General features: G+C 52.6%; 9 protein-coding genes. 2 read left to right on the top strand and 7 right to left on the bottom strand.

The window, feature by feature from the left end; translation table 11 throughout:
* Nucleotides 1–308: 308 nt before the first annotated feature.
* A complete protein-coding gene (locus H7A79_RS08290) occupies nt 309–1,958 on the top strand; it encodes an ABC1 kinase family protein (RefSeq protein WP_186999922.1) in 1,650 nt (549 codons plus the stop codon).
* 382 nt (nt 1,959–2,340) lie between these two features.
* On the opposite strand, the gene H7A79_RS08285 is transcribed toward H7A79_RS08290, so the two are convergent.
* The 7 genes from H7A79_RS08285 to H7A79_RS08255 all read right to left on the bottom strand — a co-directional run bounded on the left by H7A79_RS08285 (nt 2,341) and on the right by H7A79_RS08255 (nt 10,791).
* A complete protein-coding gene (locus H7A79_RS08285) occupies nt 2,341–5,508 on the bottom strand; it encodes a GNAT family N-acetyltransferase (protein WP_353663613.1) in 3,168 nt (1,055 codons plus the stop codon).
* A 240-nt stretch (nt 5,509–5,748) separates the two neighbouring features.
* Nucleotides 5,749–6,714 carry a reverse transcriptase family protein gene (locus tag H7A79_RS08280; RefSeq protein WP_246407827.1) on the bottom strand — a complete coding sequence of 322 codons (966 nt, stop codon included), beginning with the start codon at nt 6,712–6,714 and terminating at the stop codon, nt 5,749–5,751.
* A complete protein-coding gene (locus H7A79_RS08275; RefSeq protein WP_186999921.1) occupies nt 6,704–6,991 on the bottom strand; it encodes a helix-turn-helix domain-containing protein in 288 nt (95 codons plus the stop codon). Before H7A79_RS08275 ends, H7A79_RS08280 begins: the two co-directional genes overlap by 11 nt.
* A 55-nt stretch (nt 6,992–7,046) precedes the next feature.
* A complete protein-coding gene (locus tag H7A79_RS08270) occupies nt 7,047–7,265 on the bottom strand; it encodes a hypothetical protein (RefSeq protein ID WP_186999920.1) in 219 nt (72 codons plus the stop codon).
* Nucleotides 7,266–7,730: 465 nt separating this feature from the next.
* Nucleotides 7,731–9,125, bottom strand: a complete 1,395-nt coding sequence (hrpA, locus tag H7A79_RS08265) for an ATP-dependent RNA helicase HrpA (RefSeq protein WP_186999919.1) — start codon at nt 9,123–9,125, stop codon at nt 7,731–7,733.
* Nucleotides 9,126–9,234: 109 nt separating this feature from the next.
* A complete protein-coding gene (locus H7A79_RS08260) occupies nt 9,235–10,236 on the bottom strand; it encodes a S49 family peptidase (protein WP_187001666.1) in 1,002 nt (333 codons plus the stop codon).
* Between the two features lie 111 nt (nt 10,237–10,347).
* Nucleotides 10,348–10,791, bottom strand: coding sequence for a DUF4124 domain-containing protein (locus H7A79_RS08255; protein ID WP_135036472.1), 444 nt, complete (start codon nt 10,789–10,791; stop codon nt 10,348–10,350).
* A 261-nt stretch (nt 10,792–11,052) separates the two neighbouring features.
* Here H7A79_RS08255 and guaB point away from each other — a divergent pair, with 261 nt between their 5' ends.
* The gene (guaB, locus tag H7A79_RS08250) at nt 11,053–12,516 is read left to right on the top strand and encodes an IMP dehydrogenase (protein WP_186999918.1); all 1,464 of its coding nucleotides are present in this window, start codon (nt 11,053–11,055) and stop codon (nt 12,514–12,516) included.
* The last annotated feature ends 171 nt before the right edge of the window (nt 12,517–12,687 follow it).

The raw sequence follows: 12,687 nt of genomic DNA, 5'->3' as shown, positions 1-12,687 counted from the left end.
TGAAATGTGTCATAGAAGTATTCTGTTGTGTGCAAACCACCTGCGGGCAGCCTGCTGCAATCGGTTTTCAGACGGCCTGTGCCGCCCCGGTTGTGTTATTCTGTGTCCTGCCGCAGATTCGCAGCCGGCAATAAAGCCGCTATATTGTTGAAAAACAGATTGAAATATAGCGGAATATGTGCGCCGCCCGGAAAGGCGGCAGAGCGGAAATTTGATCCGGTTGGTGCCGCAGCAGGCGGCAAGGATTGATTTTCACAGCAAAAAACCGTTCGTGCAAGGCATGAACCCTGAAAAATACTGCAAAAGCCATGATGATTCCCACCCTGCTGGCCATGCGCGATTTTCCGCGTATGCGCGAGATTATCGGCATTTTAACCAAATACGGCCTGGGCGGATTTGTGCAGCGCATCAAGCTCTCCTACCAAAACGCGGCCGATGCCGAAGCCGCGCCCGAAAGCCGCTATATGAGCACGCCACGCCGCTTCCGCATGGCGTTTGAAGCACTCGGCCCCACGTTTGTGAAGCTCGGCCAGGTGCTTTCCACCCGCGTGGATATTTTCAGCTCTGAGTGGATAGAAGAGTTTGAACGGCTGCAAAGCAATGTGGCGCCGATACCGGGTGCCGATATCCGCGCTTTAATTTCCGCCCATCTCGGGCAGCCGGTGGAAAATGTGTTCAAATATATCGACCCCGAGCCCGCCGGCAGTGCTTCGATTGCGCAAGTGCACCGTGCCGAGCTGGTTGGCGGTCAAACCGTGGCGGTGAAAATCAAACGCCCCGACATCGAACCGACCATACAGGCCGACCTGCGCATTTTAACCCATCTGGCCAACCTGATTGAGTCGGAAATCCCCGAAGCCAGGCGTTACCGTCCGGTGCAGATGGTGCAGTATTTTGCCAAAAGCCTGGCCAAAGAAACCGATTTATCGGTGGAATTACGCTATATGCAGCGGTTTGAAGCCACCTTTGCCGGCCACGGCTTTATCCGTATCCCCAAGGTTTACCAAGAATATTCCAACCGCCATATTCTCGTGCAGGAATACATCGGCGACACCCTGCTCAAAGACATGCCGTCTGAAAGCCTTGATGCCGACACCCGCCGCACGCTGGCCGCCCGCATCACCGACACCCTGTTTACCATGATTCTGAAACAGGGCTTCTTCCACGCCGACCCGCATCCGGGCAATATTTTTTTCAACAGCGAAGGCCGCATCACCCTGATTGATTTCGGCCTGGTCGGCCACCTCGGCAACACCCGCCGCCGCGAAATCGTCGAGCTGATTACCGCGCTTAGCCGCCGCGACCCATTCGGTATGCAGTATGTGCTGATTAACTGGGCGCAGGGCGATCTGCCCGATGAAAACCTGCTCGGTGCCGATGTGCTCGAAATGCTGCTCAATTATGAACACACCCCCATACGCGACCTGCGCATCAGCCAGGTGATTCACGACATCACCCAAATCATGCGCCGCCACAGCCTCACCCTGCCGGGCGATTTGGTGATGCTGTTCAAAACCCTGATTACCCTGGAAGGCGTGGTAAAACAGCTTGACGGCAGCATCGAGCTGCTGGAGCAGGCCAAGCCCATTGTGGCCGAAGTGTATGCCGGGCGCGCCTCGCCCGAACATATTCTGCGCAAAAGCAAAATGCACGCCCAAACCCTTGTGCAGGCGTTTGACGAACTGCCGCAAAACCTTTTTCGCCTGAGCCGCCGCCTGCAAAAAGGCCGGGTCGGCCTCAACATCGACTTCAAACATTTCGACCACTTCAGCCACCAACTCGACCGCGCCACCAACCGCCTGACCATGGGCATCGTAACCGCCGCCCTGATTATCGGCTCGTCTATCGTGATGAGCATAGAAACCGGCCCCAAATTCATCGGCTTGCTCGGCTATCTGCTTGCTTTTGCCAACGGCGTGTGGATTATCTGGTCGATTTGGCGTTCGGGAAAACATTGAATAGCGGCGATACCGGCAATCAAGGCATAGCGCAGCCAAAGGCCGTCTGAAAAACTGCCGGGCAGAGTTTCAGACGGCCTTGGGTTGGGTAAGCGGCGCGCCGGCCGGGTTGCAAGCACGGCGCTTCAGACGGCATAGAAAGACTGTTTTGATTTTTTAGGAGTTTCTTCGGCTATTTTTAGGAGTTTCTTCGGCTATATCGTGAATTCCCTTTATTTCTGTTGGGCATTACTGCGCTTTAGCTTGCAGAAGATAATTTGGCGGCCGCCCAAGCAGCGGCGAAACCGGTTCCGTATTGTTTATGTGGTCTGCGGCTTGCTGCCTTGTGCTGAAAATAAAGTGAATCTGCCATATGGGTTGTTGATAATTTTCAGACGGCCTTTTACCCTTTATTCAAACCCTCCCACTCCTTCACCAACCGTTTCACCGACACCGGATACGGCGTTTTCAATTCCTGCGCAAACAGCGACACACGCAGTTCTTCCAGCTGCCATTGAAACATTTTCAGGCCGTCTGAAAGCGGTTGGTTTTGCTTTTGCAGGGCATCGGCTTTTTCCTGCCACATTTGTTCCAATTCTTGAATATCGGCTTCACGCGCGGTGTCGCGGGCGGGGTTGCCGCTGTATTTTTCCATGCGCAGGGTCATGGCTTTGAGGTAAACGGGCAGGCGCGGCCATTGGCTCCAGGGGGTGCGTTGGGCGAAACCGGCAGCGAGCAGGTTTTGCATACGGCTGCGCAGAAGTGCGGCGAGCGGGTGTTTGCCGTTGGCGAGTTTGGCGTTCAGTTCGGCGTAGGCGGCAGCGGTGTCTTGCAGATAGCGGCTCACGGCTTCTTTGACGGCGGGTAGGCGGCTGCGGGCGCGTTTGATTTGCTCTTTAAAGGCTTTTTCGTTGCGCGGAAGCCCGTCATCGCCGATAAAGGCGCGGTCGCAGACGGCGGCGGCGAGATCGTCGCGCAGGGTGTCGGCACTGATGTGTTTGAGCAGCATGGCGGCCTGGGTGAAGCCTGGAATGCCTTTGTTGAGGTCTTTCATATGTTCTTTGAGCTGGAGCTGCATCAGGGCAATCACGCCTTGGCGGTGGGCGGCTTGGGCAGCTTGGGCGGTGTCAAAGAGGCGCAGGGCGATGTTGCCGTTTTTTTCTTTTTGCAGGCCGAGATAGCCCGTGAGCTGCTGTTTGCCGCGGGCGAATTTGATGGATTCGGGCAGGGTGCCGATGTCCCACGCCGTTACGTTGTTGCGCTCGAATTCTTGGGTGTTGTCGCGGAAGGTAACGGCGGCGGCCTGGCCGAGCGCTTGTTGCAGCTTGACTAAATCGCGCCCGCCTGCGAGCTCCTGCCCGCCGTCATCGATAATGCGCAGGTTGAAATAGCAGTGTTCGGGTAGTTTGAACGCCGCCCATTCGTGTTGATCGATTTGTTCCATCAGGCACATATCGCCGGCGGTTTTGGCGATAAAGCGGGCAAGCTGGGGAATGATCGGCTCTTGGCGGTTGGGGCTGCTCTCTAAGAATTTGGTGATGAATTCGGGCACGGGCACGCAGATGCGGCGGATTTGTTTGGGCAGGGCTTTAATCAGCAGTGTTAATTTTTCGCGAAGCATACCGGGCACCAGCCACTCGAGCGCGGGGGCGTGGATACGGTTGAGCACGGTGAGCGGCAGGGTAAGGGTAACGCCGTCTAGCGGGTGGCGCGGCTCGAAGCGGTAGCTCAGTTTGAATCTGCCGTCGCCCGTTTGGTAGAACTTGGGAAACTGCTCTTCGGTGATGTGGGCAGCGGCGTGCTGCATCAGGTCTTCTTTGCTGAGAAACAGCAGGCGCGGGTTTTCCTGCCCGGCTTGTTTCAGCCAGCTTTGGAAGGTGCGGATGTCGGCCAGAGGGAGTGGTTTTTTCAGACGGCCTGAATGATAAGGGCTACCTGAAAGGCCGTCTGAAACAGATTGTGCGTTTGCTTCGAGATGCCGCCCTGTATTTTCAGACGGCCTTATCATGCGGTAATTCATTAAAACCAAGCCGTTACGCGAAATTCGGTTTTCATGCTGCAGCACAAAGCCTTGTTTTTCAAAAAAGGGCAACGCCGCTTTGGATACATCTGCCGTTAGGTTTTTTTTGTTCTCCGCCAACGGCAGCACGGCAGACAACAGCGCGGCCGCAATGCCTTGCCGCTGATGATGCGGGTCGGTATAGAGGCAGTGAATATGCCCCCGTTCGGGCAGGTATTTGATAAAGCCCGCCACGCGCCCGTTGTGTGCGGCCACCTGAAAACCGCCGCCCTCAATGCGCTTTTGCCAAAAATCGGCACTGTCTGCGCCCTGCAACCATGCGTTTTTTTCCTGTTCGCTGTAATGGCTGTTGTGAATGTGCATGACTGCACGGCGGAATATTTCGGCGATGGCGGCGGCATCATCGCTTTTCGCGGGGCGTATATGCGGTTTCAGACGGCCTGCATCTGCATCATGTATTTCAGACGGCACATACATTTCAGGCAGCCTTTGGTTGTAAAAATCAAACAGTGCTTCTTCGTCCACCAACACATCCTGCCTGCGCGATTTGTGTTCCAGCTCGGCGATTTCGCGGATCAGCTTTTTATTGTGGACAAAAAAATCGGCTTTCAAATCGCATTCCTGCGCCACCAGCGCGCCGCGGATAAAGATTTCGCGCGCTTCTTCGGGGGCGACGCGGCCGTAGGCAACGGGGCGGCGCGGCAAAACCGTTAAACCGTAAAGGGTTACCCGTTCGCTGGCCACCACTTCGCCGCGTTTCTGCTCCCAATGCGGCTCGAAATAATGATATTTCACCAAATGCGGCGCTTCCTGTTCGATCCATTCGGGCTGGATGGCGGCCACGTCGCGGGCATAAAGTTTCGTGGTTTCGGTGAGCTCCGCCGCCATCACCCACTTGGGCTTGGACTTGAACAGCGCAGAAGCCGGGAATAAATGAAAGCGTGAACCGCGCGCGCCGGTGTAGTCGCGGCCGTCCGGCGATTTCATGCCCACATTGGCAATCAGGCCGGTGAGCAGGGCGCGGTGGATTTGCTCGTAGCCCGCCTCTTTGGCCGCGCGGATATGGGCACGGTGTTGCTTTTTATTCAGTTGTTTTTGCTTGAGTTTGGCCGATAAATCTTGGTCGCCCATATTTTCAGACGGCCTTAACTGCGCTTGCACGCCCGGCCGTCTGAATGCCTGCTCTTTGGTGGTCAAGCCCATCTCAATAGCGGTTTCGGCCAATTGGCGGTGCAGCTCGCGCCACTCGCGCATCCGCAGGTGCGACAGGAAATATTGGCGGCACCACTGCACCAACTGTTTGTTTGACAAGCCTTTATCACGCTCGCGCTGAAACGAATCCCAAATATTCAGATAGGCCAGAAAATCCGACTGCTTGTCGGCAAACCGCTCGTGCGCACGGACGGCCGCTTCGCGCGCCTCCAACGGCCGCTCGCGCGGGTCTTGAATGGAAAGGGCAGACGCAATCACCAAGATTTCCGCCATACAGTCGTGCTTTTTTGCCGCCAACAAAATGCGGGCGATTTTCGGGTCGATGGGCAACCGCGCCATTTGTTTGCCGAGTTTGGTCAGGCGGTAGCGGGGGGGGTGGGTGTTTTCAGGCTGCCTGAAAGATTTTCAGACGGCATATTTGTATTGCTTTTCATGTTTTGCATAACGGATTTGTAGGTCGGGCATTGATGCCTGACAGTTTTGTCGTTTATTTGGGTTTTCGTCGAGAGTTGATACTCAAATTAATAGGTTTATTTTTAGACGGCCTTTTTATTTTTCAGACAGGCATTCAATCGTTCCTTAGCTGTTGAAAAATTTAGGCTGTATCTTATTCAATCGTTGTAGCAACTGTTCGGCTTGTACTGTATGAAATTGTTTTAAATAAAATACCTTGCCTTTAGCTGAATTAAACAGTTTCTCATAAGCAGTAATATGTATTTCCTTATTTTGAAAGGTAAGTTCACATTTAAAAACTATAGTACGGATTTCTTTCCGTTTTTCTTTTGGAAGTGTTGGTTTGCCTATTGAAACATTCATATTATTCACAGTTTGCTGATGGCCTTTATGCATAATCTTTTGCTTTTTTCGGTTCGCTTTTGCATCAACACTATGGAAGAGTGAATAAATTTTGCTGATAATTTTTTTCTTTTCTGCGTTACTTAAATTTCTCTTAGTAGAAACCGTTACATCATCAACAAACCTTGTATAAACAAGTCCTTGCTTCTGGAATTCGGCAACTAAATCTGCTTCACGCTGCCACCAAATCAAATTGCACAAAAAGCCACTAACCTTACTTCCCTGTACCAAGTATCCTTGATAAGTTACCAATTCAGCTAGGCAATCCGCAACATCATGGGAAAAATGGAAAAATCCAGTCCATACTTGATGAACTATTTTTTTGCTGATGCTCGGGAAAAAATTAGAAATGTCTTCTTTAATGAGAATGTTCATTCCAATATGTTGTTTAGCATTGGTTATACTACTGCGTTTGCAAATTCCGCCTTGCAAATATTCGGGGTAGTCCAATATTGTGAAAAATTTTTTAGCAATTTTTTCGTGGACATTTTTTAATCTATCACGAACATTATAGGTATCCCGAAAAGTACCATCAGCTTTTTCTTTACGCTCATGCAGGAAATAGAATGAATTAGAATATTGCCGTAAATAAAGTAACTCTTCTAATGTAATGCCCAAGTAAATAGCCAGTTTTTCCAAACTGGCTATGGGTTTGTGTGGATAACAAAAAGAAACAGGTTTATTCATCATTGCCACCAATTGCAGATAAAGCCAATGCCGATAATTTTTCTGATAATTCTGTACTCATGCTGGCTTTTTCATCTGCATCTGCTGCTAAAAACATTAAAACCGTTGATGGAATTTGCAAAGCTAAGCAGATTTTTTCAAGCGTAGATAAATTCGGGTCTCGTTTACCCTGTTCTAACAACGTTAAATAAGAAACTGATAATCCAGCATTTTCTGCCAGTTTGGTTTTGGTAAATCCTTTTTGGTTGCGGCATAATTTAATCGCTCTACCAATATTCATTATCTAGTTCCTTATCTATAGAATAATAAAAAGCAACCTGTTGCACCCAAGCCAATTATTTATCCAGTAATTGCATAATGCTGCGAATTACTGGTAACCAGTCTAAGACTTCTCCCAAGATTTGCAGCAATTTAGATTTTGTCAAATCATCATGCTGTTCCAAATCCTGAATAACTTGGTCTAGTTTTGCTTGTGTGCTGCTATCCATATCATCATGCATTTCCATTTTCAACTGTTTTAAAGTATCAATAGTATTTTTCAAAAGAATTTTCATAATAAATCTTTCATTTAACAGGGCGACATTGCCCAGTCGTCAAACAATACCGAACCGTTAAGAAATGGTATGGATAGCACAGGTTGCTTTCGTATTGATGCTTATTGCATTGCTTTCAATGCAATAAGCAGCTTCCAGTCGTTTATTTGATTTTCTAGGCTTAGGTTGCTAACTTTACTTCGGCTACCCATTCCTAATCAGAACGCGGAAGTAGTTTACCTTTTAGGGTAAACGACACGAAAGTGCCACTGTCATGTTCGGTATATCAGATTATTATCTTTTGAAATGCATCGAGAAAATTGCAGCTCGTCCATAGGTAGGCATAATAGCAGATACTCTTTCAAAGCTCAACATTTTTTGACTAGTAGTTAAAAATTTTTACTAGTAAGTCTTTTGAGGATTGATACAAAATCCAATACTGTCTGAGATATTTGGGTTTATCAATGCAAGCTAAGGTTTTATTTTTCAGACGGCCTCCTCCACCGCTCCCAGTTCCAACAACACCTGAAACCCGTCATTGATATACCGTTGGTCGGGCGCTTCGAGAAACGGGAATGCCGCCACATCGCCCAAGTTCAGCGCGGCCATGCGCAGAATCACCGCCGCCAGATTGCTGCGGATGATTTCGGGGTCGGCAAACGCGCTGCGTTGCTCGAAATCTTCTTGTGAATACAATCGGATACACACGCCGGCGGAGACGCGGCCGCAGCGGCCGGAACGCTGGCGGGCGGCGGCTTGTGAGATTTTTTCTACGTGAAGCTGCTCGACTTTGGCGCGGGCGGAATAGCGTTTCACCCGCGCCAGGCCAGTGTCGATGACGTATTTGATGCCCGGCACGGTAAGCGAGGTTTCGGCTACGTTGGTGGCTAACACGATGCGGCGTTTGGTGCCGCCGGGGTGGAAGATTTTGTGCTGTTCGGCGTTTGACAAACGGGCAAACAGCGGCAGGATTTCATCGTGGCGGCGCAGCGGCGATTTGCGCAGGGCTTCGGCGGCTTCGCGGATTTCGCGTTCGCCGGGCAGGAACACCAAAATATCGCCGCTGCCCAATTGCGCCAGCTCGTCGGCGGCATCGACGATGGCATCGGCGATTTCGATTTCCGCTTCGTCTTCGTCTGCCGCGTGCAGCGGCCGGTAGAGGATTTCGACGGGATAGGTGCGCCCGCTCACTTCCAGCACGGGGGCGTTGTTGAAGTGCTTGGAAAAACGCTCGGCATCGATGGTGGCCGAGGTGATGATGATTTTTAAATCGGGGCGGCGCGGCAGCAGTTGTTTCAGGTAGCCCAGCAGGAAATCGATGTTCAGGCTGCGCTCGTGCGCTTCGTCGATAATGATGGTGTCGTAGGCGGTGAGATAGCGGTCGGTTTGCGTTTCGGCGAGCAAAATGCCGTCGGTCATCAGTTTCACATAGGCATCGCGCGAGGTGTTGTCGTTGAAGCGCACTTTGTAGCCGACGGTTTCGCCGATTGGCGACTGTAATTCTTCGGCAATCCGCTCGGCAACGGAACGTGCGGCCAGGCGGCGCGGTTGGGTGTGGCCGATTAAGCCTGCGGTGCCGCGCCCGAGTTCCAAGCAGATTTTCGGCAGTTGGGTGGTTTTGCCCGAGCCGGTTTCGCCGCAGATGATGGTGACTTGGTGGTTGGCGATGGCGGCTTTGATGTCGTTCAAACGCTCGTGCACCGGCAGCGTGCCGTCATACTGCGGTTTGGGCAGTGCGGCTTGGCGTTTTAAATAGATTTCGTGCGATTTGCGGTATTTTTCTTCGACTTTGGGCAAGCCGCCGAATTTTTTCGGGTTTTTGAAGGCGGTTTGCAGAAAATGACGGTCGCGGGCGAGGGTTTGGGATAAATCGGGCTGCATGGGAAGGGATGGAAAATTCTGCTGAAACGAAGGCTGCAGATTATAGCAGAAGGCCGTCTGAAAAGTTTTTCAGACGGCCGGAAGGCTTGGAGCTGCGAAAGCGGAACCTTTACCAGATTTTGCTCCGGGCAGCCTGCAAACCCGATGAGATTTCGGCACGCAGGCGGCGGCCGAAGAGTTTGCCGAAGCTGTCTTCGGGGGTGTAGTCGATGATTTTCGGGGCGTTCACCACATCGCGCGCCACGCTGTAAATGCTGCCGTAGTCGTCAATCAGGCCTGCTTTTTTGGCTTCGTTGCCCGTGTAGATGCGGCCGCTGAAAATATCGGGGTGTTCTTTTTCTTTCAGACGGCTGCCGCGCCCCTGCTTCACGGCTTTGATAAATTCGCTGTGGATGTCGGCCAGCATTTCTTCCCAAATGCGGGTTTGTTCGGGTGTTTCGGGGGAGAACGGGTCGCCCATGCCTTTATTGCTGCCTGCCGTTTTCAAGCGGCGTTTCACACCGATATTGTGCATCAGCCCGGTGAGGTCGAAGCCGCCGCCGATAACGCCGATGCTGCCGACAATGCTGGAAGGGTCGGCATAGATTTTATCGGCGGCGGCGGCGATGTAGTAGCAGCCGGAGGCGCAAACGTCTTCGGCAACCACATAAAGCGGAATATTGCGGTTTTTATATTCGTTTTTCAGACGGCGTATTTCGTTAAAGGCAGTGTTCGACACCACGGGCGAGCCGCCGGGGCTGTTGGCGCGGATGATGATGCCTTTGACTTTGTGGTTTTTGTAGGCGGCTTCGAGGCTCTCGCGCAGCATGGCGGTTTTATCTTCGTATTCATCGCCGATGGTGCCCGTGAGGGAAACCACCGCAGTATGATCTTCGGAAATATTGACCAATGAACTGCCGGGGCCGCTTTGGCTGCTGCTGAGCGAGTTGGCTGCCACGGCCAAAAACACCAACACCCATAAGGCGCGCCAAAGGTTGCGCCAGAAGCGGGCGCGGCGTTGTTCTTTATAGGCTTCGAGCAAAACATCGCGCAGGGTGTTGCGCTCCCAGCTTTCGCCTGCGGGCAGGTTGGCGGGCGGTGTGTCGTTGCTGCTGCGGATACGGTATTGCATAAAACGGGCTTTCTGAGTCATGAAATGCCGTTTATTTTAGGCCAATCGGAGCCGTCTGAAAACCAAGCGGAAAAATCGGGTTTTCAGACGGCCGGTGGTTTTTGCAGCGGACTAATTGCAGAACTTGCCGATATCGGCATCGTAACGCTTGATAAATTCATCGCGGTTGGCCACGCGGGCGGTTTCGGCAAACTGGCGGTTGAGGCGCGCGGTTTTGCAGTTGTCTTCTTTTTGCAGGCGGTTTTGTTCTTCGATTTTTTTGTTTTGCTCTTCGATTTTTTTATTTTCACGGCTGACGGCATCGTTGAGCTGTTTTTGTTGGTCGGCCAGCGAGCCTTCGCCTGCGCTTTCTGCGGTTTGGGCGGCGGGCGGCGGGGTAACGGTGCGGGTGCGCACGTTGATGGTTGATGCGTTGGAAATTTTCAGGTTGTGCGGCACATCTGAATAACTGGTGCTGCCGTTTTTGCCTTTCCAGGTGTAAATCTGGGCAGCGGCAAATTGCGCAGGCAGCAGGCAGAGAAGAGCGGCAGTATAGACGGTGCGGGTAATGTGCATGGTTTTTTCTTTCTTGGCTGTGTTGGGAGATAGGTTTTCAGACGGCCTTATTGTACTGTTAAATCAAGTAAGTGTCATAATAAGTGCGTTATTCGGCGATATAAAGGGGGTTATTGTTTGCATGGTTACAACGCTTGTGCTGATGTGCGGCGGTGTAATTTTATTAAATTTTAGACGGCCGGGGGCGGCAGGCGGCTGTTAAGCGGGCGGCGGATTTGGTACAATGCCGTGCATCTTGCACAAACTGAAAGCCCGAGCATTATGCGTATCGTTGAAAAAGCCTATACTTTTGATGACGTTTTGCTGGTTCCCGCACATTCCCGAGTGCTGCCGCGCGACGTTAAACTCCAAACCCCGCTCACACGCGGAATCATGCTCAACACCCCCTTGCTCTCTGCTGCGATGGACACGGTAACCGAAGCCCGTTTGGCCATTTCGATGGCGCAGGAGGGCGGTATCGGCATCATCCACAAAAACATGCCCCCCGAGCGGCAGGCAAATGCCGTGGCGAAAGTGAAGCGCCACGAAAGCGGCATCGTGAAGGACCCGGTAACCATCAAGCCTGAAATGTTAATCCGCGATTTGGTGGAAATGCTCTCGAAACGCAAGCGCAAAATGTCGGGCCTGCCGGTGGTGGAAAACGGCAAAGTGGTCGGCTTGGTTACCAACCGCGACCTGCGTTTTGAAAAACGCCTCGACCAGCCCGTTTCGGCAATTATGACCCCGCGCGAACGCCTGGTTACCGTGCCGGAAGGCACGTCTATCGAAGATGCGCGCGATGTGATGCACGAGCATAAAGTGGAACGCGTGTTGGTGGTGAACGGCGACTGGGAGCTTAAGGGCTTGATTACCGTGAAAGATATTCTCAAAACCACCGAGTTTCCCAATGCCAATAAAGATTCAGACGGCCGCCTGCGCGTGGGTGCGGCGGTGGGCGTGGGCGCGGATACCGACGAGCGTGTGAAAGCGCTGGTTGAAGCGGGCGTGGACGTGATTGTGGTCGATACCGCCCACGGCCACAGCCAGGGAGTGCTCGAGCGCGTGAAGTGGGTGAAACAAAATTACCCGCAGGTTCAGGTGGTCGGCGGCAACATTGCCACGGCTCAGGCGGCGCGCGATTTGGCGGCTGCAGGCGCAGATGCGGTAAAAGTGGGCATCGGCCCCGGCTCCATCTGCACCACCCGCATCGTGGCCGGTGTGGGCGTGCCGCAGCTGACTGCCATCCACAATGTGGCAGAAGCCCTGAAAGGCACGGGCGTGCCGCTGATTGCAGACGGCGGCATCCGCTTTTCCGGCGATGTGGCCAAAGCGCTGGCGGCCGGTGCGCACTGCGTGATGTTGGGCGGTATGTTTGCCGGCACTGAAGAAGCGCCGGGCGAAATCGAGCTTTATCAGGGGCGTTCGTATAAATCCTACCGGGGCATGGGCTCGTTGAGCGCGATGAGCCAGGGCTCGAGCGACCGCTATTTCCAAGACAAGGAAGACAGTGCCGACAAATATGTGCCCGAAGGCATCGAAGGCCGCGTGCCTTATAAAGGCCCGATTGTGCAGATTATCCACCAGCTGGTAGGCGGGCTGCGTTCGAGCATGGGCTATCTGGGCTGCAAAACCATTGCCGAAATGCACGAAAAAGCCGAGTTTGTGGAAATCACCGCCGCCGGCATGAGCGAGTCGCACGTTCACGATGTACAGATTACCAAAGAAGCCCCGAACTATCACCGTTGATGTTTCAGGCCGTCTGAACACTTTTTCAGACGGCCTGTTTCCGAAGCCGAATTGATGTCAAGCAAGTTTCACGGTATTTGCCGCCTGAAAAACTGTATCCTGAAATACAAGTCGGTATAATCCGAAAAATATAATTTTTCGAGCCGTATTCGCCGAGAGAAAACAACAATA

It is taken from the genome of Neisseria musculi (assembly GCF_014297595.2).
Classification (GTDB): domain Bacteria; phylum Pseudomonadota; class Gammaproteobacteria; order Burkholderiales; family Neisseriaceae; genus Neisseria; species Neisseria musculi.
Note: the sequence above shows the minus strand (reverse complement) of the source record. Positions and strands in the feature narration are given on the sequence as shown.

Excerpts from the sequence above, each read along its gene's own strand:
- H7A79_RS08290 (WP_186999922.1), top strand. The coding sequence starts at position 309 with ATGATGATTCCCACCCTGCTGGCCATGCGCGATTTTCCGCGTATGCGC.
- H7A79_RS08285 (WP_353663613.1), bottom strand. The coding sequence starts at position 5,508 with ATGGCGCGGTTGCCCATCGACCCGAAAATCGCCCGCATTTTGTTGGCG.
- H7A79_RS08280 (WP_246407827.1), bottom strand. The coding sequence starts at position 6,714 with ATGATGAATAAACCTGTTTCTTTTTGTTATCCACACAAACCCATAGCC.
- H7A79_RS08275 (WP_186999921.1), bottom strand. The coding sequence starts at position 6,991 with ATGAATATTGGTAGAGCGATTAAATTATGCCGCAACCAAAAAGGATTT.
- H7A79_RS08270 (WP_186999920.1), bottom strand. The coding sequence starts at position 7,265 with ATGAAAATTCTTTTGAAAAATACTATTGATACTTTAAAACAGTTGAAA.
- hrpA (WP_186999919.1), bottom strand. The coding sequence starts at position 9,125 with ATGCAGCCCGATTTATCCCAAACCCTCGCCCGCGACCGTCATTTTCTG.
- H7A79_RS08260 (WP_187001666.1), bottom strand. The coding sequence starts at position 10,236 with ATGCAATACCGTATCCGCAGCAGCAACGACACACCGCCCGCCAACCTG.
- H7A79_RS08255 (WP_135036472.1), bottom strand. The coding sequence starts at position 10,791 with ATGCACATTACCCGCACCGTCTATACTGCCGCTCTTCTCTGCCTGCTG.
- guaB (WP_186999918.1), top strand. The coding sequence starts at position 11,053 with ATGCGTATCGTTGAAAAAGCCTATACTTTTGATGACGTTTTGCTGGTT.